This window comes from Salinivibrio sp. SS2, from assembly GCF_001722075.1.
Classification (GTDB): Bacteria; Pseudomonadota; Gammaproteobacteria; order Enterobacterales; family Vibrionaceae; genus Salinivibrio; species Salinivibrio proteolyticus.
Map to the genome: position 1 here is coordinate 1 of NZ_MEBP01000143.1, position 21,877 is coordinate 21,877.

A 21,877-nucleotide genomic window follows, 5' to 3' on the forward strand; every position below is an offset into this window, starting at 1 on the left:
AAGACATTGGTGAATGAGTTCAGGGCAAAGGAGATCGGATAGACCATTGAGTTGGTCAGCAGAGAATTGATGTATTCGGTCGAGGGCTTGTCTTAAGAACATAAAAAAATCCGAGTGTGCAGAAACACTCGGATTTTGACACCCTCTCAGGATCGTTCAACCGATCATTTTTTGCTTAACTGATCGGCATTACAGCGTTTGCTGGCCTTTATTATTATCGTCACATGGTTAGCAAGGTTGATCGGGCACCAAAATGGTTGGCCCAGAGTCGGGTAATTGCTCTGGATAATCAATTGTGTAGTGCAGCCCTCGGCTCTCCTTACGCTGCATGGCACATCGCACCATCAGTTCCGCCACTTGTAACAAGTTGCGCAGCTCTAGCAAGTTATTCGAGACGCGGAAATTGGCGTAGTACTCGTGAGTTTCTTGCTTGAGCAGTTCAATACGACGCAGTGCGCGCTCCAGACGCTTGGTGGAGCGAACAATCCCCATATAATCCCACATGAACAAACGCAGCTCGTGCCAGTTGTGCTGGATAACCACTTCTTCATCGGAGCAAATTACTTGGCTCTCATCCCAAGCAGGTAGCGGCGCAAGCGGCTCAACATGGTCTTGGTGCGCTTTGATATGTTCAGCGGCAGACCACGCGTAGACCACACACTCCAGAAGCGAATTAGACGCCATCCGGTTGGCGCCGTGCAAGCCGGTATAGCTCACTTCGCCGATTGCATAGAGGCCCGGTAAATCGGTATTGCCGTTTTGGTCAACAATCACACCGCCACAGGTATAGTGAGCGGCCGGTACAATCGGAATCGCGTCCTTGGTGAGATCAAACCCATAGGTCTGCAGCTTCTCGTAAATGGTCGGGAAGTGCTTGGTGATAAAGTCAGGATCTTTATGACTGATATCTAAGTACATGCAATCAGCCCCGAGGCGCTTCATCTCATAGTCAATGGCGCGCGCAACGACATCTCGTGGGGCTAGCTCGCCACGCGCATCAAACTCTGACATGAATCGTGTCCCGTCTGGGCGTTTGAGATGGGCGCCTTCACCTCGTAATGCTTCGGTAAGCAAAAAGTTACGGGCATCAGGGTGATACAAACAGGTTGGGTGGAATTGATTAAATTCCAAATTAGCGACCCGACAGCCCGCACGCCAAGCCATAGCGATGCCATCACCAGATGACACATCTGGGTTCGAGGTATACTGATACACCTTGGATGCACCACCGGTTGCCAGCACTACAAAATTGGTCCGTACCGTGTCGACCACTTCGCGGTCGCGGTTCCAGACATAGGCACCTAACACATGATTGGGACCACCAAGGCCGATTTTTTTACGCGTAATAATGTCGAGCGCATTGTGGCGTTCGAGCAAGGTAATATTGGGGTGGTTGCGTACATTATCTTGCAGTGAGGTTTGCACGGCCATGCCGGTGGCATCCGCGGCATGAAGAATGCGGCGGTGACTATGCCCACCTTCGCGGGTGAGGTGATATTTCGGCGTGTCACTCTCTGTATCTTCTTGATCGAAAGGCACGCCGCCATCGATCAGCCATTGTACGCAATCTTTCGCATTTCGAGCGATAAAGTCGACAACTTGCGTATCACAAATGCCAGCGCCTGCAATTTGTGTGTCTTCAACGTGTGACTCGACAGAGTCCTGCTCATCAAAAACCGCGGCAATACCACCTTGCGCGTATAAGGTGGCTCCTTCGCTTAATGGGCCTTTGCTAAGTACAATCACTTTATGTGTGGGCGCCAAACGTAGCGCCAATGATAGGCCGGCGGCACCGCTGCCGATAACCAGCACATCACATTGATGTTCCTGAGTTGTGGTCGTCATGATCCCTGGTCCTCTTTCTACGCGGCCCATGTTACACCAATTTGTCACGCCTGCGCGCACTTGGATCAAATCACAGTGAACGGAGGGGGAAAGTTTGCAACCATGCTATCCTTCGGGCGACAATACAGGCGGGCTAGGTTGTCATAATTTAGCCATCCCGTCACAGTAATGTGATGACACCCAAAATAAAACCAATATGGTGAGGAACTTTTCCCCAGCCACTTCGTCGTAGTATGTGCGAATGCTCGCAAGAGGGTTTAACCGCGTTCTGACAACGTCGGGCACAGAATTTCGATAATCGGGCGGAAAGAACAACCAAGGAGTAAACGCTCGAATGAGCGAGCAGCTAACCGATCAGGTTCTAATAGAACGTGTACAGAATGGTGACAAGCAAGCATTCAACCTGTTAGTCGTCAAATATCAAAATAAGGTGTGCAACCTTATTGCCCGCTACGTGGGAACACACAGTGGCGATATTCCGGACATCGCACAAGAGGCGTTCATTAAAGCCTATCGTGCCTTACCGGGGTTTCGTGGTGAGAGTGCGTTTTATACTTGGCTGTATCGCATTGCGGTGAACACAGCAAAGAACCATTTGGTGGCGCAAGGGCGTCGTCCACCCGGCAGTGATATAGACGCAGAAGACGCAGAGAATTTTGAAAGCGGCGGCTCACTAAAAGAAATTTCGAACCCTGAGAACTTGATGTTGTCAGAGGAACTGAAGCAGGTAGTTTTTTCGACGATCGAATCACTGCCTGATGACTTAAAAACCGCAATTACGTTGCGTGAGCTCGATGGACTCAGCTACGAAGAAATTGCACAGGTAATGGATTGTCCAGTCGGTACGGTACGGTCTCGTATTTTCCGCGCTCGAGAAGCGGTGGAGAAGCGCATCCGACCACTGATGAAACGGTAACGTGTTTTGCTGGCTGCATGACGGTGACATGAATGACGGATAGAGAACAAATTTCAGCGTTGTTAGATGGTGAGGTCGTGGATAACGCAGTGATCCAACAACTCGAGCACGATAATGACGCGCTGCAAACATGGGAAAGTTTCGGGACCCTCCGTGACGTAATGCGAGGCGAAACCCCAAGTGCCGCACAGTGGGACATTGCTGGGGCGGTGGCGTCTGCGTTAGACAAGGAGCCAGCGCATACCCCTGTTCATCATCACGACAGTGATGTGGTACCTATGCATGAAGCGCAGCCGACGCCAGAAAAAGCCCGTCGTCACTTGCCCAACTGGCTTCAACAAGTCACGCAAGTGGGGATGGCCGCCTGTGTGTCATTGGCCGTGATTGTCGGTGTGCAGCAGTATAACCAGCCGGAGAGCACATCACCGGTAGCGAGTACCGCCACGCAGCCACCGGTACTAGAGACCATTCCTTTTTCGGGTGCCGCAGAACCGGTGAGTCTGAGCCGAGACGATTTTCGCTCAACGCCCACTGAAGCGCAGTTGATGGAGCAACGTCGCCGGATTAATGCGATGTTGAAAGACTACGAATTGCAGCTTCGTTTGAATAAAGATAGGCTGTCTGAGAATCAGACACTGGCACCGTCGATGAGCAGTACAAATCAATGAAAAAAACTCTGATCGGTGCGCTTGCGCTGGTCGGTTTGATGTCTGCGCAAGCCTCGGCCGAACCTTCTGCCGAGGCTTTGTTACATCAAATGGACGTCGCAAGCGACACATTAGACTATGAAGTGTCCTACATCATGGTCGGCAAAAATAGTTTAGAGCCGATGCGCTTTCGTCATGCGCGCGTGGGTGAGCATGCATTCGGGCACTTAATGTACCTCAGTGGACCGCCGCGCGAAGTGATCCGTCGCGGCGATGAAGTGAGCTACTTTGAGCCGGGATATGACCCCTTTACCATCGCCAGCGATCATATCGTTGCGCCACTTCCCACCTTGATTCAAACCGATATTGATGTCCTTGCACGTCAGTATGACTTTGTCTCAATGGGTGAATCTCGTGAAGCGGGTATGGCTTGCCAAGTGGTGCGAATCACCCCAAAAGATGGTGAGCGTTACTCGTATCTGTTGTGGATAGATGAAGAGAGTAAGCTCCCGGTCCGCGCGGATTTATTGGACCGAGATGGTGACCCGCTGGAGCAATATCGTGCATTGTCGCTTGTGGTCACGCCGCGCATTAGCGAAGCAATGCAGCAACTGGCAGAACTCACGCTCCCACCTGTACTCAAACTGCCTGCCACTAACCACTCATCATTAGATTGGCAAGTCACCCAATTGCCGGATGGTTTTGAGCCTGTGTACAGCAATCGCCATCGCTTAATGATGACCAAGCGTGCGGTTGAGAGCCAAATGTTTAGTGACGGTCTGTTCAGTTTTTCGGTTTATTTGGCCAAAGCGGACGATGTCTCGGTACGTGAGCAAATTGTTCGTCAGGGGCGCCGGACGTTGCACAGTGTGATTAGCGGAAACGCAGAGATTACCGTGGTGGGTGATATTCCGCCTGAAACTGCTAAACGTGTCGCTAATTCGGTGCGTATCACCGATAATGGAGAGAAAGCATCGCAACAGGTTGAACAATGATTAAAGCGCTCGCGGAAGTGACTGGATATCAAGATGGCTGGCTGGCACTGGCGTGTCAGCAACAAACCAGCTGTGGCAGTTGCCAATCACAAAGTCAGTGTGGCACCGGTATCGTGTCTAAAGCGTTGCCCGGTAAGGTCAATCATGTCAAAGTGCGTGCCCCCAAAGCATTACCGGTGGGGACCTTGGTTGAAATTGGTCTCGCGGAAGCCACCTTGGTGCGTTCCGCGTTGATTGTGTATCTGGTGCCGCTGGTGATGTTGATGGTAGGCGCACTGCTTGGTCAGTTTGTGTTTACCGAACTTGCCAGTGGCGGCGAGGCTGGTGTGATTGCCACCAGTGTTGGTTTTGGCACACTCGGTGTACTGATTGCGCGCTATTTGGCGGCACGGGTAGGGACGCCTGAGCAACAGCAGCCCCAGTTATTACGCGTGATGGGAGAGCCAGTTTCCGAGCTCGCGGTGATAAATGCAGCACGTCAGGATAGCGACTAGCCACTATTTTCGGTAGAATCCGCCCCACCTGATCCTAGGATCCCATTCTTATAGATAACGAGTAAGTCACACTAACACATGAAGCATATTCGTAACTTTTCGATCATCGCCCACATTGACCACGGTAAGTCGACCCTTTCCGATCGACTCATTCAAGTATGTGGGGGCCTTACTGACCGGGAAATGGCTTCTCAGGTCCTCGACTCTATGGACTTAGAGCGCGAGCGCGGTATCACCATCAAAGCACAGAGTGTGACACTGAACTATAAAGCCAAAGACGGCAATGAGTATCAGCTTAACTTCATCGATACGCCAGGACACGTCGACTTCTCTTATGAGGTGTCACGCTCACTGAAAGCGTGTGAAGGTGCTTTGCTGGTGGTAGATGCTGGACAGGGCGTGGAAGCTCAGACCCTAGCAAACTGCTACACCGCGATTGAAATGGACTTGGAAGTCGTGCCTGTTCTGAACAAAATCGACCTCCCGGCTGCCGACCCTGATCGCGTCGCGCAAGAAATTGAAGACATCGTGGGTATTGAAGCCATTGATGCTACCCGCTGTTCGGCGAAAACCGGCGTGGGCGTGGATGATGTACTGGAAGATATTGTACGTCTTATCCCGCCACCAGAAGGCGATCCGAATGCTCCCACGCAAGCCCTGATCATTGACTCTTGGTTTGATAACTACCTAGGGGTGGTGTCATTGGTGCGTATCCGTGAAGGTGAGCTCAAAAAAGGCGATAAAGTCAAAATCATGAGCACCGGCCAAGAGTGGAACATTGATAGCATCGGCATTTTCACGCCGAAACGCAAAGAGCTCCAAGGGCTGAAAACGGGTGAAGTGGGCTGGGTGATCTGTGGCATTAAAGACATTCTTGGCGCCCCAGTGGGTGACACCATTACCCATGCAAAAAATGGCTGTGAAAAGCGCATTGAAGGTTTCCAAAAGGTCAAGCCACAGGTGTATGCCGGCTTGTTCCCTATCTCCTCGGATGATTATGAAAACTTCCGTGATGCGCTAGGTAAACTGAGCTTAAACGACGCCTCACTGTTTTATGAGCCAGAAAGCTCAGCCGCACTGGGCTTTGGTTTCCGCTGTGGTTTCCTTGGCATGCTCCATATGGAGATCATCCAAGAGCGTCTCGAGCGTGAATACAACCTCGACCTGATTACCACCGCCCCGACGGTTGTGTACGAAGTGACACAAAACGACGGAGAAGTGGTGTACGTGGATAGCCCCGCGAAGCTGCCGCCGATCAACGATATCGACACCATCGGTGAGCCGATTGCCCGTTGTAACATCTTGGTGCCAAGTGAGTTTGTCGGTAACGTCATCTCCTTATGTGTGGAGAAGCGCGGCATGCAAGTAGATATGGTGTATCACGGTAACCAAGTGGCGCTTACCTACGATATTCCAATGGCTGAAGTAGTTTTGGACTTCTTCGATCGGATTAAGTCGACGTCCCGCGGTTATGCCTCTTTGGATTACAACTTCCAGCGCTATGAAGTATCCGATATGGTGCGGGTAGATATTCTTCTTAACGGCGACCGTGTTGATGCATTGGCAATTATTACCCACCGTGATAATGCCCAGCCTCGAGGCCGTGACTTGGTTGAGAAGATGAAAGAGTTTATCCCACGTCAGCAATTTGATATTGCGATTCAGGCGGCGATTGGTAACCACATCATTGCACGCTCAACCGTGAAGCAGTTACGTAAAAACGTTACAGCTAAATGTTATGGCGGTGACGTGAGTCGTAAGAAAAAACTACTGCAAAAACAAAAAGAAGGTAAGAAGCGCATGAAGCAGATCGGTAACGTCGAACTGCCGCAAGAAGCCTTTTTGGCCATTTTGCATGTGGGCAAAGACAAATAATAACGGATTAAAGTATGGCCAATACATTTTCTTTGATACTGGTGCTGGTGACTGTGGTCACCGGCATAATTTGGGTGTTAGACAAGTACCGTTGGGCGCCGCAACGTCGCCAAGCGGCCGCGAAAACCCTAAACGTGTCTGACAGTGATGTCGATAGCGAACAAGTTGCCAAGGTGGCACCTCAGCCCAGTTGGATTGAGAACGCGGTATCGATTTTCCCGGTCATTGCCGTGGTATTGGTCTTGCGATCCTTTATTTATGAGCCTTTTCAAATTCCATCAGGATCCATGATGCCAACCTTGCTGGTTGGCGATTTTATTTTGGTGGAAAAGTTTGCCTATGGGCTGCGCGATCCCGCGTTTCATACCGAGCTGGTTGAGACCGGCAAACCGGAACGCGGTGATATCGTGGTCTTTAAGTATCCACCACAACCGAATATCGATTACATCAAGCGAACGATCGGCTTGCCGGGCGATACTATTGTCTATACCAAAGAAAAACGACTGTGTATCCAGCCAAAAGGGCAATCACAATGCGAGCCTGTGCCCATTGATAATATTGAGCCGAGCGAGTTTTCCCAAGGCGGTGTGAACTTGATTCAGGCGCAAGAAACCTTAGGCGCGCAAGCACACCAGATCCTCGTGAACCCATCCCGCAATGACCGCGTGGCTGCCTATCAGCCTCGTCCGGGCGTCAACCGCTGGGTGGTGCCGGAAGGCCATTACTTCATGATGGGGGATAACCGAGATAACAGTGCTGACAGCCGTTTCTGGGGATTTGTCCCTGAACGCAACTTAGTCGGCAAAGCGGTGGCGATCTGGATAAGCTTTGAGTTCGAGCGTGACAGTGATAGCTGGCTACCATCTTGGGTGCCGACAGGCGTTCGCTTTAACCGTATTGGTGGTATTAATTAATTCTGGAACATGATGACAACACTAACAGATAAACTGCAGCGTGAGATTGGCTACCAGTTCAATAACGCGGCATTACTTGAGCTTGCACTGACACACAGAAGCGCCAATGGCACCCACAATGAGCGTTTGGAGTTTCTAGGCGATTCGATTCTCAGCTTTGTGATTGCTGACGATCTCTACCACCGTTTTCCCAAAGTGGATGAGGGGGATATGAGTCGTATGCGCGCGACCTTGGTTCGTGGCAATACCTTGGCTGAGATTGGCCGTGAGTTTTCACTGGGCGAAGTACTGCGCCTTGGCCCAGGAGAACTTAAAAGTGGCGGCTACCGCCGAGACTCAATTTTGGCGGATGCGGTAGAAGCGCTGATTGGTGCTATCTTTTTGGATAGTGATATTGATACGGTGCAGCGCATTATCCTCAATTGGTATCAACAACGCTTAAATACCATTGAGCCGGGCGTCAGCCAAAAAGATCCCAAAACCCGCTTGCAAGAGCACCTACAAGGCAAGCGTAAACCGTTACCATCTTACACGGTAATGAAAGTACGTGGCGAGGCACACAACCAAGAGTTTACGGTGGAGTGTCAAGTGGCAGGACTGGAGCGTTCTGTGATAGGTAAAGGCAGCAGTCGTCGCAAGGCAGAGCAAGCGGCTGCAGAGTTAGCATTACAGAAGTTGGCACAATGACACAAGCACAGCACTGCGGATTTATCGCCATTGTCGGGCGTCCAAACGTCGGCAAATCGACCTTGCTCAACCGTCTCGTTGGGCAAAAGCTCTCGATTACGTCACGCAAACCGCAAACCACGCGTCACCGTATCATGGGCGTAGATACCCGTGATAACTATCAAGCCGTCTATGTAGACACGCCGGGGCTGCATATTGAAGAAAAGCGCGCGATCAACCGCCTGATGAACCGAGCGGCAAACAGCTCGTTGACCGATGTTGAGCTCGTTCTTTTCTTGGTGGATGGTACCCACTGGACCAAAGATGACGAAATGGTTCTGAACAAGCTGGCGCGTTCAGGGTTGCCAACCGTACTCTTGGTTAACAAAGTCGATAATGTGCGTGAAAAGACTGAGCTCTTCCCGCACCTACAAACCTTGTCGGAAAAGATGGAGTTTGTTGATGTGATCCCAGTGTCCGCGAAACACGGTACCAATATCGATGTGGTCGAGCAGCGTGTTCGCGATGCCTTACCTGAGTGTGAGTACTACTTCCCTGAAGAGTATGTGACAGATCGCTCGCAACGCTTTATGGCGTCAGAGATCATTCGTGAAAAGCTAATGCGTTTCACGGGTGAAGAGTTGCCTTACTCTGTGACCGTCGAAATCGAGCGCTTTGATTACAATCCAGAGACGGATGGTTTTCATATCAATGGCCTGATTTTGGTCGAGCGCCATGGCCAAAAGAAAATGGTGATTGGTAAAGGCGGCGAGAAAATCAAACGTATCGGCCGTGAGGCCCGACTCGATATGGAAGATCTGTTTGAGCGCAAGGTCTACCTCGAGCTTTGGGTCAAAGTAAAATCCGGTTGGGCAGATGACGAACGTGCACTGCGCAGCTTGGGCTACATTGACGATCTCTAAGTTACCCACTCGGTAGCCATACACAGGAGGGGCGGCGTGGACGGCTTTCAACGCGGTTTTGTGCTTCACTCACGCCCCTATAGCGAAACCAGCTTGATCCTTGATGTGTTCTCTGAAGGGGAAGGCCGAGTTAGCTTGCTGGCTAAAGGCGCGCGCGGTAAGCGCTCTGCACTCAAAGGCGCCTTACAACCTTTCACCCCGCTGTTGCTAAAATGGGGCGGTCGCGGTGAATTGCGTACTTTACGAAGCGCTGAAGCGACCGGTTTGGCGTTACCACTTTCTGGTAATGCGCTCTATTCTGGCTTTTATCTCAACGAAGTTTTAATGCGCGTCCTTGAGCCGCAAACGCCGTACCCGACGGTCTTCCTCGATTATGTCACTGCACTGACGCAACTAGCACGCTATAACAACCCCGAGCCGGCACTGCGCCGTTTTGAACTCGCGTTACTTGAGGCGCTGGGCTATGGGGTTGATTTTCTTCATTGCGCTGGCAGTGGTGACCCGATTGACGATAACATGACGTATCTGTTTCGCGAACAACAAGGGTTTGTCGCGTCCCTGATGAAAAGCCAACAGCGGCAGTTTACCGGTCACGATCTGCGTGCGCTGGCGACGCGTCAATTTGACACCAGCGACCAATTGCGGGCTGCGAAGCGGTTTACACGCATTGCGCTTAAGCCATACTTAGGCCCTAAGCCGCTCAAAAGCAGAGAATTGTTTAGAAGGAAATAATCATGAATAAGATTTACTTGGGTGTGAATATTGATCACATTGCCACCGTGCGTAATGCGCGTGGCACCGCGTACCCAGATCCTGTCCACGCGGCTGAAATGGCAGAACGTGCCGGAGCGGATGGCATCACTGTCCATTTGCGTGAAGATCGTCGTCATATCACGGACCGCGATGTGCGCATTCTCAAAGAAACGCTACAAACGCGCATGAATTTAGAAATGGCAGTGACCGATGAAATGGTGAAAATTGCCCTCGACACCCAACCAGAATTCGTCTGCTTAGTTCCCGAAAAGCGTGAAGAATTGACCACGGAGGGAGGGTTAGATGTCGCCGGTCAATTAGACAAAGTAAAAGCGGCAACACAAACCCTGACTCAGGCGGGCATAAAAGTGTCGCTATTTATCGATGCTGACCGTGAGCAGATTGATGCCGCTCACCAGTGTGGTGCGCCTTATATCGAGCTGCATACGGGTCACTATGCTGATGCCAGTAACGACAACGACCGCCAAGCTGAATTGAAGAAGATTTCTGCTGCTGCCAGCTACGCGGCGGACCTGGGCATTAAAGTGAACGCCGGACATGGCCTGACTTATCATAACGTCACGCCGATTGCGGCGATGCCAGAAATGCATGAGCTGAATATTGGTCACGCGATTATTGGCCGCGCCATGTTTGATGGCCTTCAAAAAGCTGTGGCGGATATGAAAGCGATCATGGAATCCGCGCGTCGCTAATGGCCATTCTAGGCGTCGGCACTGATATTGTTGAGATAGCGCGCATTGAGGCGGCGCTGTCTCGCAGTGCCCGTTTTGCGGATCGTATTCTGACTGAGCCAGAGCAGGCGCAAATGGCGGCAACTCAGCAGCCAGGGCGCTATTTGGCGAAACGGTTTGCCGCGAAAGAAGCTGCCGCGAAAGCACTAGGAACCGGGATTGCTCAAGGGGTCAGCTTTCAAGACTTTACGGTGAGCAATCAACCGTCGGGGCAGCCTGTGCTGACCCTGTCTGGCAAGGCACAACAGCTAGCGATAGCCCGAGGTGTCAGCCATTGCTGGCTGACGCTCTCTGATGAAAAAGCCTATGCGGTGGCGCACGTAATCCTTGAAGGCACACCGGCGGCTTAAGGCCGCCGAGCGTGTTTTACGCGTCGTCGTTCAAATACTGGGGCGCCAGCTGCTCGATATGGGCAATCTCATCTTGTAGTTCCAATAACTCTGGCTCGACGGTGTCGATATCTGCGCCTGCTTTGAGCTGCGTTTCTAGCTCATGACACAGCGCTTTGAGTTGCGGAACCCCGCTGTATGCGCAGCTGCCATGTAACTTATGAATTGCTTGCCATAAATCCTCGGTAGAGCAGGTACCGGCCAATGCGTGCTCCACGATGGTTTTGACACCAGCAAATGAGGCAATCAGCATCTCTAGCATTTCTTTGGCGAGATCTTCTTTACCCGCGGCTTGGCTTAACGCTCGTTGCCAATCGAGGTGGCGCGCACTTTGATCGGTGCAAACCGCTTTCGGGGCGGGTTCCACATCACTCACCGTCACGGCGGAAAGCTCGTCAAAGCGTAGCCAGCGTGCGAGGGTGCTTTCTAACATGGCTTCTTCAATCGGTTTGGTCAGATAGTCATCCATGCCCGCTTCCAATAGGCGCTCGCGCTCGCCCGGCATCGCATGGGCGGTGACAGCCACAATGGGGGTTTGCTGATTCATGCCCGCTTTACGAATTTCCTGACAGGCCGTGACCCCATCCATTTCTGGCATCTGGATATCCATCAAAATGATGTCGAAGGCTTGCTGGTGGGCAAGTGCTAAGGCTTTAACCCCATTTTCGGCGGTCACCACTTTCTCGACCCGTTCGGCCAGCAAAGCGGTGATCAGCTTTAAGTTGGCGGGGTTATCATCGACGGTCATCACTGTGTACGGCGCTTTTTGATGGCTGCTGGGTTTCGGCAGTGGTAGCGGCGTAGGCTCGGGCGAGCCTAGTAATGTCTCAAGGAGCTTGCGTTGTGGGATAGGTTTTGCAATGCAGGCGCTGACGCCGGCTTTTAATAAGTGTTCGGAGGCTTCCAGCTCAGTGGTCGGTAGACACACAATCACACTGTTTGCTCGCTGCTCACAGGCGAGCACGGCTTGTTTCATGCTTTCGATTTCTGGCATTTTCCCGGCGTCAAAGCATAACAGCGCAAAGGTGTATGCGTGATCGCTGAGCATCTCGACATCGGCGACGGTATCGATGTTTAACCCCACTTGCCCTAATCGATGACGGAGGATTTCCCGTGTGCGAGGGTTGGGTTCAACAATCACCAGATCACGGCCAACCAGCGGCTCGATATCAATTGGCTGCGAGACGGGTAAATCAGTCTGCGTGAGTTTCAACGTAAACCAGAATGAAGAACCTTGGTGGAGGCGACTGGTAAAGCCGATGTCCCCGCCCATCTGTTGCACTAATTTTTGGGTGATCACCAACCCAAGGCCTGTCCCGCCATAACGGCGTGAGATACTGGCATCGGCCTGACGGAAGGCTTGGAAAAGCTGGGCTTGCTGGCGCTCTGAGATGCCAATGCCGGTATCTTTGACCATAAACTGCAGCTCCATGGTTTCATCATGTAGCTGTTTTAAATCGACACTGACATCAATATTGCCGCGCTCTGTGAATTTGGCAGCATTACCAATTAAGTTGATCAGCACTTGCTGAATACGTAGCGGGTCACCAACCGCGCCAGCAGGGATACGGGCATCGGCACGTAAGGTTAGCTCCAGCCCTTTTTCATGCGCCATGGGTGCGAGCAGACGCATGACTTCATCCAGCATGTCTTGGAAGTCAAAAGGAATGTTTTCCAGCAGCAGTTTCCCAGCTTCGAGTTTGGAGAAGTCGAGAATGTCGTTGATGATGGTCAACAGATTGTTGGCCGACTTTTCAATGGTCAGCAAGTAATCGCGTTGGCTACTGCTCAACTCTGTTTTCAACATCTGACGGGTAAAGCCAATCACCCCGTTCAAAGGCGTTCTCAACTCGTGAGACATATTCGCTAAGAACTCAGATTTCACCCGAGCGGCTTCTTGAGCATTCTTTTTGGCAATGTCTAATTCAACGTTTTGGATCTCGAGCTGCTCGAGGGTTTCGCGCAAGTCACAGGTAGCCTGATCAATGCTTTGCTGCATTTCCAAGTGATACTCGGAAAGCGAAATGGCCATGGCGTTGATGCCATTTTTGAGGGTATCGAGCTCACCCAGCAGCTCACCTTCAATACGAACATCCAAGTGCCCGCGACGGATCCTATCGACTAAGCTCACCATATTCGCAATAGGATGGGTGACATCTGAGATCAATCGGTATGCAAAGAAGCATGAGAGGATCACGCCGAGTGCGACCATCACCAATGCGGTGATCATCTCTTGATATTGCTTTAGCCGCACCGAGCTTAGATCCAGCTCCATCGCAATATAGCCTAAGGGGCGCTCGACGTTTAACCCAGGCGTAAAACGGCCAATTTCCAGAATAGGCGCCCGTAAAATCAGGGTCTCTTGCTGTTGGCTTACCTGTAACTGGGTCGGGATGGGTTGGCCATTATTGACCGATAGCATCGCCAAATCACGGTGATAGTTGGAGGTAACAAACAATTCGTTGTGGCGATCGAACACCGCAATACTACGCACAAACTGGGAGTGCTGACGGTGCGCAAAGCCAATCAAGCGTCGCACATTTTCACGGCTATCGTTTTTTAATCCAACCTCACTGGCAATCGCCAAAGGCTCGATAATGGCAGACCCTGTGATGGTAAGTTGTTGTTCCAAATCCTGATAACGCGTGCTGGTAAAGAACGCACTCAGCAGGAGGCCAACAATCAAGGTAGGCGCAATGGTCAACACGGAGACACGGGTGCGGAGTCCATATTTGGTCATGCTGGATAAACTATGGGAAAATAATGGCTGTAATTAGCTGCCAGTGTACATGATTCAATAACTAAATAGTCAGCGAACTATCACAACTCCCACTGGCAGGACCTCTTTGACTCGCTTGCGACGACAAGCACTTTGACACTGGAATCCACCATGGCGCGCTTTTTTAAGCCTCAGAAGAAAAAAAACGTTGAACAAAAGCATCAGTTGCTCGCGATTCAACGCCTCGACCACCACGGTGATGGGGTTGGCTATTGGCAGAAAAAACCTGTCTTTGTTCCGGGTACCTTGCCCGGTGAACAGGCGCTGGTGCAGCTCACCGAGCAAAAGCGCCAGTATGCGCGGGCCAAACTGATTAAACTCGACCAGCGCGCGGAAACTCGCATTGAGCCGGCTTGTCCTTTGTATCAGCAATGTGGCGGCTGTAGTTTGCAGCATTTAAGCCATTCAGGCCAAGTGGCACACAAGCGCGCAGTGCTGACAGAATTGATTGAAAAATTTGCCGTAGACGAGACGGTCGAGCTGTCGGATGGCGCCATCGATAGCCCTTGGCAGTATCGTCGTCGCGCGCGCATCAGCTTGAAAGTCGATAATAAAGGGGCGCTGACCATGGGGTTTCGAGCCCGTCAAAGCAATGCCATTGTCGATGTGGGCCACTGTCCTGTTCTCAGTGAACCATTAAATCAGCTACTTGCTAGCTTACGGCCTTGTTTGGATGGACTGCGAGGACGCCGAATCCTCGGCCATGTTGATTTGATTGAGGCAGACAATGGCTGTATTGCGTCGTTGCGCACCACCAAGGCGTTGCACCCAGAAGATAGGCAAGCGCTTCAAGCATGGGCAGAGCTGACAGGCTGCATGTTGTATTGGCAGCAAGCTGACGGGCCGCTTGAGCGAGTGGTGGGCGAGCCTCCGTATTACGAGAGCCAACAAACCCGCCTCCATTTTCAGCCTGGCGACTTTATTCAAGTCAACGCAGCGGTGAACCAAAAGATGGTTGCCCAAGCTCTGAATTGGCTAGAGCTTGCGTCAACCGATGTGGTGTTGGATCTGTTTTGTGGTCTTGGCAATTTCAGCATCCCCATGGCAAAACAGGCGAAAACCGTGATTGGTGTAGAAGGGGTTGAGGCGATGGTGTCGCAAGCTCAGGATAATGCGAAGGCCAACCAAGTAAGCAATGCGCAGTTTTACCAAGCAGATCTCAACGGTGAGACGCTGAATGGGGACTGGACACGGCACGCATTTGATAAAATCCTGCTCGATCCTGCCCGAGCAGGGGCTGCCGGAGTGATGGACTTTGTGGCACAATCTAGCGCTACACACATTGTTTATGTGTCCTGCAACCCAGCAACGCTGGCGCGGGATAGTCGCGTGTTGTTGGCGCAGGGTTACCAACTAACTCGCTTGAGTATGCTTGATATGTTTCCGCAAACAGGGCATTTGGAATCCATGGCACTGTTTCGACGCTAGGCGTCGTCAATGATGTGTTCGATCTGAAGCCACGCGGTTAAACATGGATATGCCTCTTTCGCTGAGGCGAAAGATAAGGATAGGAACAGTTATGGTTGCGGTACGAGAAGCCCATCTGCATGAAGATGAAGCCTTTGATCTTCAAACTTGGATTGCGCGGTTAGGACAAGACGCCTCAACCGCTCAAGCCCTGCTGGATGGGTACAATTATTGTCGTACGTTAGGGGATGAAACGGCGCTGAGCCAACCGCTGTGGCGTGGCCGAGAGATGATTGAAATCTTGGTGACCCTGAGTATGGACGCCGACACGCTCCTCGCCGCGCTCTTCTTCCCGGTGGTGGAAGCCAAATTGCTGGCGCTCGATACCTTGGAAGAGCGCTATTCGCCCGCGATTGTCAAACTGATTGAGGGCGTGCAGCAAACCGCCGCCATCCGTCATTTGAATACCCAAACCGATGCCGAAGCGACCTCCGCGCAGGTGGATAATGTTCGCCGCATGTTGCTGTCTATGGTCGAAGATTTCCGTTGCGTGGTGATCAAGCTGGCGGAACGTATTTGCTATCTGCGTGAAGTTAAAGATGCACCGGAAGAGGTGCGTCTGCAGGCGGCGAAAGAGAGTGCCAACATCTATGCACCCTTGGCCAACCGTCTCGGTATTGGTCAGTTAAAATGGGAAATCGAAGACTACGCCTTCCGCTACCAGCACGCGCAGACCTATAAACAAATCGCGAAGCAACTGGCTGAGCGGCGCATCGATCGCGAAAACTACATTACCGCGTTTGTCACTGATCTGCAGCAGGCGATGGAAGCTTCTCACATCAACGCGCAAGTGTATGGCCGTCCCAAGCATATCTACAGTATTTGGCGCAAAATGCAGAAAAAAAATCTGCAGTTTGATGAACTGTTTGATGTACGTGCGGTGCGCATTATCGCCGAAGAGCTACAAGACTGTTACGCCGCATTGGGCGCGGTGCACACCAAATATCGCCACTTGCCGAAAGAGTTCGATGATTACGTCGCCAACCCTAAACCCAACGGTTATCAGTCAATTCACACCGTCGTGTTGGGGCCGGAAGGCAAACCGGTCGAAATTCAAATTCGCACCCGTCAAATGCATGATGATGCGGAGCTTGGGGTGGCGGCGCACTGGAAGTATAAAGAAGGCTCAGCCAGTGGACGTAGTGGCTACGATGAGAAAATTACCTGGCTGCGAAAACTCTTGGCGTGGCAAGAAGAGATGTCAGACTCAGGCGAAATGCTGGATGAGTTGCGCAGCCAAGTCTTTGATGATCGCGTGTATGCTTTTACACCGCGTGGTGATGTGGTCGACTTGCCAAGCGGTGCGACGCCGCTCGACTTTGCCTACCACATTCACTCTGAAGTCGGCCATCGTTGCATTGGTGCCAAGGTAGAAGGACGCATTGTGCCTTTCACCTATCACTTGCAGATGGGGGATCAGGTTGAAATTATCACCCAAAAAGAGCCCAACCCCTCACGTGACTGGCTGAACCCAAGCTTAGGCTTTGTGAATTCGAGCCGAGCGCGGGCAAAAATCAACGCTTGGTTCCGAAAACAAGACAGAGATAAAAACATTGCCGCGGGTAAAGAAATTCTCGATACCGAACTACAAAAAATTGGCGGTGCCAGTAAAGATGCGAGTTTGGCGCTCAAGCGCTTCAATGTGAATTCACTGGAAGAGCTGTACGCGGGGGTCGGAAGTGGCGATCTGCGTATCAATCAAGTGGTTAATCACATTAACAGCCTGATCAACAAGCCAAGCTTGGAAGAAGAAGAGCAACAGTTGCTGGAAAAACTTCAGCAAAGTGAACAAAAAACCGTAGGTGGAAAAACCCATCGTGATGCGGTGGTGGTTGAAGGGGTTGATAACCTGATGACCCACCTCGCGCGTTGCTGTCAGCCGCTGCCGGGTGATGACATTATGGGCTTTGTGACCCAAGGACGCGGAATTTCAGTACACCGTGCGGATTGTGAGCAACTGAACGAACTTCGTCACCATGCGCCGGAGCGAATCATCGCTACCGTCTGGGGGAAAGGGCATGTCGGGCAATACCATGTGCGCATTCGCTTATCCGCCAATGAACGCACCGGATTAGTCAAAGACATTAATACTGTGCTCAGCAATGAAAAAGTCCGCGTTGCGGGCATGCAAAGCCGAGTCGATTACAAAAAGCAGATGTCTATCATGGACTTTGATTTAGAGATTTCCGATCTCGACACGCTTAGCCGAATTGTAAACCGGCTGGAGCAGGTCAAGGATGTGGTAGAAGCCAAACGACTCAGATAAACATCACGCCCTGTTATCGACAGGGCGTTTTTTTAAGGATAACGAAGTATGGCGTCGATTGACGATTTACTGACTATCATGGCGACCTTGCGCGACCCACAAAAAGGGTGCGATTGGGACAAAGCCCAAACTTTTGCCTCCATCGTGCCTCACACGCTCGAAGAAGCCTATGAAGTGGCCGATGCCATTGAGCGTGAGCACTGGTCGGACCTAAAAGATGAATTAGGCGATTTACTCTTTCAAATAGTGTTCTACAGTCAATTGGGACACGAGCAAAATCGCTTTGATTTTGATGCCGTCGTGGGGGCGATTTGTGACAAACTCACCCGTCGTCACCCGCATGTCTTTGGTCCTAAAGACAGTCAAGGTGAGCCGCTGCACGGCCCGGATTGGGAAGGGATTAAAGCGCAGGATCGTGCTGACAAAGCGGCGTCAGAGCAACCCACTAGCGTGTTAGACGGCGTTACGTTAGGCCTTCCCGCACTGGTGCGCGCACACAAACTGCAAAAACGTTGTGCGCGAGTGGGGTTTGATTGGGATGCGGTGGCGCCGGTGCTCGATAAAGTACGCGAAGAAATTGCCGAGGTTGAGCAAGAACTGGCAATCACGCCGGTAGACCCCGCGCGGGTGGAAGAAGAAATCGGCGATTTATTGTTTTCGGTGGTAAACCTGGCACGCCACGTCGGCACGGATGCGGAATCCGCGTTGCGTAACGCGAATCAAAAATTCGAACGGCGTTTCCGTCAAGTTGAAACTCAATTACGCAATGATGAAAAAAATATTCAAGAATGTCAGTTAGATGAACTGGAATCGGCCTGGCAACAGGTCAAAAAGCAGGAAAAAAGCAACACGCTGTAAGTTTCATCATTGATTTGCGACAAATAAAAACAGTATGGTGTGTGATAGTTTTCACGTTGTGGGAGTGAGTGGGGTCTGGTATCATGACTTCCCGTCCAGATTTCCATTAATTTCCTCTAAATCCAACTCTCAGGTTTAGCATGACGACGAATTACATTTTTGTTACGGGCGGTGTTGTATCCTCCCTCGGTAAGGGTATTGCTGCAGCCTCATTGGCAGCCATTCTTGAAGCGCGTGGCCTCAACGTCACCATCATGAAACTCGACCCTTATATCAACGTGGATCCAGGGACAATGAGCCCTACCCAGCACGGGGAAGTATTCGTCACGGAAGACGGCGCTGAGACCGACCTTGACCTCGGTCACTACGAGCGCTTTATCCGCACCAAAATGACCAAGCGTAATAACTTTACCTCTGGTCGCGTATACGCGGATGTTCTGCGCAAAGAGCGCCGCGGAGATTACCTGGGAGCGACCATTCAGGTGATTCCACACATCACTAACTCGATCAAAGACCGCATCATCGCCGGTGGTGAAGGTCACGACGTGGTGATCGTGGAAATTGGCGGCACTGTCGGTGATATTGAATCACTGCCATTCCTTGAAGCGATTCGCCAACTGACCGTGGAAGTCGGTCGTGAGCGTGCGATGTTTATGCACCTTACCTTGGTGCCATACTTGGCTGCGGCGGGTGAAGTGAAAACCAAGCCGACCCAGCACTCGGTAAAAGAGCTTCTATCGATTGGTATCCAGCCGGATGTCCTTGTTTGCCGTAGTGAGCGTCCAATTCCAGCCAATGAGCGTGCAAAAATTGCACTGTTCTGTAACGTACCAGAGAAAGCGGTTATCACCATGAAGGATGTGGATTCAATCTACAAAATTCCTTCATTGATTCGCTCTCAAGGGCTGGACGACTTGGTTTGTCAGCGCTTTGGCATCCAAGCGCCGGAGGCCGACCTGTCTGAATGGGAACAAGTCATTTATGAAGAAGCCAATCCAATGGGTGAAGTCACCATTGGTATGGTAGGTAAGTACATCGAACTGCCTGACGCGTATAAATCTGTCAACGAAGCGTTGAAGCATGGCGGATTGAAAAATCGTCTGACCGTCAACATCAAGTATGTTGACTCACAAGATCTCGAAACCCGCGGCACTGAGCTGCTCGACGGTTTAGATGCGATCTTGGTTCCGGGCGGTTTTGGTGATCGCGGCGTCGAAGGCAAAATCCTTGCCGCACAATATGCGCGTGAAAACAAAGTGCCGTATCTTGGCATTTGTTTAGGCATGCAAGTGGCGTTAATTGAATACGCCCGTAATGTTGCTGGGATGGAAGGAGCTAACTCCACCGAATTCAGCAAAGACAGCAAATACCCAGTGGTGGGATTGATCACCGAGTGGGTCGATGAAGAAGGTAACGTGGAAGAGCGTAGCGAATCCTCTGATTTAGGTGGCACTATGCGTCTAGGCGCACAGCTTTGCCACCTGTCTGAAGGGTCTAAAGCGCATCAGCTATATGGCAACACTCAAATCCACGAGCGCCATCGTCATCGCTACGAAGTGAATAACTTGCTGCGTCCACAATTGGAAAAAACCGGTCTACTTGTATCGGGCTTGTCGGCGGACAAGAAGCTGGTAGAAATCATCGAAAACCCAGCACATCCATGGTTTGTGGCCTGTCAGTTCCACCCAGAGTTCACCTCGACTCCTCGCGACGGCCACCCGCTATTCGCCGGGTTCGTTGCGGCTGCAGGTAAAAAGCAGCGCGGTGAGCTATAACACAAATGTGAAGCGGTAGTCCTGACGGGCGGCCGCTTTTTATTTTTTGAATACAATGACAGACGAGAGGAATCACAATGTCTAAGATCGTTAAAGTTCTAGGTCGTGAAATTATCGATTCACGCGGTAACCCAACTGTAGAAGCAGAAGTGCACTTGGAAGGTGGCTTTGTTGGTATGGCGGCAGCGCCATCAGGTGCGTCTACCGGTTCTCGCGAAGCACTAGAGCTGCGTGACGGTGACAAGTCACGTTTCATGGGTAAAGGCGTACTGAAAGCGATTGAAGCGGTTAACGGCCCAATCGCAGAAGCACTGCTAGGTAAAGACGCGAAAGCCCAAGCTGACATCGATCAGGTGATGATCGACCTTGACGGCACTGAGAACAAATCTAAGTTCGGTGCTAACGCGATCCTAGCGGTTTCTCTGGCTAACGCTAAAGCTGCTGCGGCGGCGAAAGGCATGCCTTTGTTTGAGCACATCGCTGAACTAAACGGCACTGCGGGTCAGTTCTCAATGCCTCTACCAATGATGAACATCCTCAACGGTGGTGAGCACGCGGACAACAACGTTGATATCCAAGAGTTCATGATCCAACCTGTTGGTGCGAAAACCCTGAAAGAAGCACTGCGCATTGGTGCGGAAGTATTCCACAACCTAGCCAAAGTTTTGAAGGCCAAAGGCCTAAGCACTGCTGTTGGTGACGAAGGTGGTTTCGCGCCTAACCTAGAGTCAAACGCTGCTGCGCTTGCTGCGATCAAAGAAGCGGTTGAGAAAGCAGGCTACGAGCTAGGTAAAGACATCACCCTCGCGATGGACTGTGCTGCGTCTGAGTTCTATGACAAAGAGCAAGGCATCTACAACATGAAGGGTGAAGGTAAAACCTTTACTTCAGAAGAGTTTAACCACTACTTGGCGAAACTGGCTGAAGAGTACCCAATCGTGTCTATCGAAGACGGCCTAGACGAGTCAGATTGGGAGGGCTTTAAGCACCAAACTGAACTGCTGGGTGACAAACTTCAGCTAGTGGGTGATGACCTGTTCGTAACCAACACCAAGATCCTGAAAGAAGGCATCGAGAAAGGTGTGGCGAACTCTATCCTGATCAAATTCAACCAAATCGGTTCTCTGACCGAAACTTTGGCTGCGATCAAGATGGCGAAAGACGCGGGCTACACTGCCGTAATCTCTCACCGTTCAGGTGAAACTGAAGATGCAACCATCGCTGACTTGGCGGTTGGTACTGCAGCAGGCCAAATCAAAACTGGTTCTATGAGCCGTTCTGACCGTGTTGCCAAGTACAACCAGCTGATCCGTATCGAAGAAGCGCTGGGTGAAAAAGCACCGTTTAACGGTCTGAAAGAAGTTAAAGGTCAATAATAAAAGTCGCAGCCGATTAGCTGTGATGGAAAGGCACCTTGCCTTTCACTGTTGACCCCAAAAGCCGCCTTTATGGCGGCTTTTTTGTTTGCCCAGCGAAGCTGGCAAACCCGTCAGGTTGAAAGAAACCTGAATCGCCCCGACTGAGGGGAAGATAATCCGACTCGCAAGGGCGTTGCTGGCCAAA

The 21,877-nt window shown here is 51.4% G+C and carries 18 protein-coding genes; 16 read left to right on the forward strand and 2 right to left on the reverse strand.

The features are described 5' to 3' along the window. Positions 1 to 228: 228 nt before the first annotated feature. Complete coding sequence (gene nadB / locus BGK46_RS16890) at positions 229 to 1,845, reverse strand: L-aspartate oxidase (RefSeq protein ID WP_069591283.1); 1,617 nt, start codon at positions 1,843 to 1,845, stop codon at positions 229 to 231. A gap of 334 nt (positions 1,846 to 2,179) precedes the next feature. On the opposite strand from nadB, the gene rpoE reads away from it, so the two are divergent. From rpoE to acpS, 11 genes are all read left to right on the forward strand, one after another. Next, positions 2,180 to 2,761, forward strand: coding sequence for an RNA polymerase sigma factor RpoE (gene rpoE, locus BGK46_RS16895; RefSeq protein ID WP_069591286.1), 582 nt, complete (start codon positions 2,180 to 2,182; stop codon positions 2,759 to 2,761). 32 nt (positions 2,762 to 2,793) lie between these two features. Further along, entirely contained in the window at positions 2,794 to 3,429 is a 636-nt protein-coding gene (locus BGK46_RS16900; protein ID WP_069591290.1) for an RseA family anti-sigma factor, read from the forward strand. Further along, entirely contained in the window at positions 3,426 to 4,403 is a 978-nt protein-coding gene (rseB, locus tag BGK46_RS16905) for a sigma-E factor regulatory protein RseB (RefSeq protein WP_069591293.1), read from the forward strand. Before BGK46_RS16900 ends, rseB begins: the two co-directional genes overlap by 4 nt. Further along, positions 4,400 to 4,897 (forward strand): SoxR reducing system RseC family protein, encoded by a 498-nt coding sequence (locus tag BGK46_RS16910; RefSeq protein ID WP_069591296.1) that lies wholly within the window; start codon positions 4,400 to 4,402, stop codon positions 4,895 to 4,897. The genes rseB and BGK46_RS16910 overlap by 4 nt, the downstream gene beginning before the upstream one ends. Before the next feature lie 78 nt (positions 4,898 to 4,975). Continuing rightward, entirely contained in the window at positions 4,976 to 6,772 is a 1,797-nt protein-coding gene (gene lepA, locus BGK46_RS16915) for a translation elongation factor 4 (protein WP_069591298.1), read from the forward strand. A 14-nt stretch (positions 6,773 to 6,786) separates the two neighbouring features. After that, positions 6,787 to 7,686: a signal peptidase I gene (gene lepB, locus BGK46_RS16920; RefSeq protein WP_069591299.1), complete on the forward strand. Its 900-nt coding sequence runs from the start codon at positions 6,787 to 6,789 to the stop codon at positions 7,684 to 7,686. Between the two features lie 12 nt (positions 7,687 to 7,698). Then, positions 7,699 to 8,373, forward strand: a complete 675-nt coding sequence (rnc, locus tag BGK46_RS16925) for a ribonuclease III (protein ID WP_069591301.1) — start codon at positions 7,699 to 7,701, stop codon at positions 8,371 to 8,373. Beyond that, positions 8,370 to 9,275, forward strand: coding sequence for a GTPase Era (gene era / locus BGK46_RS16930; protein ID WP_069591303.1), 906 nt, complete (start codon positions 8,370 to 8,372; stop codon positions 9,273 to 9,275). Before rnc ends, era begins: the two co-directional genes overlap by 4 nt. Before the next feature lie 36 nt (positions 9,276 to 9,311). Then, positions 9,312 to 10,007, forward strand: coding sequence for a DNA repair protein RecO (recO, locus tag BGK46_RS16935; protein ID WP_069591305.1), 696 nt, complete (start codon positions 9,312 to 9,314; stop codon positions 10,005 to 10,007). A gap of 2 nt (positions 10,008 to 10,009) precedes the next feature. After that, complete coding sequence (gene pdxJ / locus BGK46_RS16940) at positions 10,010 to 10,741, forward strand: pyridoxine 5'-phosphate synthase (RefSeq protein WP_069591306.1); 732 nt, start codon at positions 10,010 to 10,012, stop codon at positions 10,739 to 10,741. Continuing rightward, a complete protein-coding gene (gene acpS / locus BGK46_RS16945; RefSeq protein WP_069591308.1) occupies positions 10,741 to 11,130 on the forward strand; it encodes a holo-ACP synthase in 390 nt (129 codons plus the stop codon). The genes pdxJ and acpS overlap by 1 nt, the downstream gene beginning before the upstream one ends. Before the next feature lie 16 nt (positions 11,131 to 11,146). Here the strand turns inward: acpS and barA are convergent, their stop codons facing one another. Then, complete coding sequence (gene barA / locus BGK46_RS16950) at positions 11,147 to 13,909, reverse strand: two-component sensor histidine kinase BarA (RefSeq protein WP_069591310.1); 2,763 nt, start codon at positions 13,907 to 13,909, stop codon at positions 11,147 to 11,149. A gap of 150 nt (positions 13,910 to 14,059) precedes the next feature. On the opposite strand from barA, the gene rlmD reads away from it, so the two are divergent. The 5 genes from rlmD (at position 14,060) to eno (ending at position 21,690) form a co-directional block, all read left to right on the forward strand. Beyond that, positions 14,060 to 15,376: a 23S rRNA (uracil(1939)-C(5))-methyltransferase RlmD gene (gene rlmD, locus BGK46_RS16955; protein ID WP_069591312.1), complete on the forward strand. Its 1,317-nt coding sequence runs from the start codon at positions 14,060 to 14,062 to the stop codon at positions 15,374 to 15,376. Between the two features lie 91 nt (positions 15,377 to 15,467). Next, positions 15,468 to 17,681, forward strand: a complete 2,214-nt coding sequence (gene relA / locus BGK46_RS16960) for a GTP diphosphokinase (RefSeq protein ID WP_069591315.1) — start codon at positions 15,468 to 15,470, stop codon at positions 17,679 to 17,681. Positions 17,682 to 17,729: 48 nt separating this feature from the next. Further along, entirely contained in the window at positions 17,730 to 18,539 is an 810-nt protein-coding gene (gene mazG, locus BGK46_RS16965; RefSeq protein WP_069591317.1) for a nucleoside triphosphate pyrophosphohydrolase, read from the forward strand. 140 nt (positions 18,540 to 18,679) lie between these two features. After that, the gene (locus BGK46_RS16970; RefSeq protein ID WP_069591319.1) at positions 18,680 to 20,314 is read left to right on the forward strand and encodes a CTP synthase; all 1,635 of its coding nucleotides are present in this window, start codon (positions 18,680 to 18,682) and stop codon (positions 20,312 to 20,314) included. Between the two features lie 77 nt (positions 20,315 to 20,391). Beyond that, entirely contained in the window at positions 20,392 to 21,690 is a 1,299-nt protein-coding gene (gene eno / locus BGK46_RS16975; protein WP_069591321.1) for a phosphopyruvate hydratase, read from the forward strand. Positions 21,691 to 21,877 lie beyond the last annotated feature (187 nt).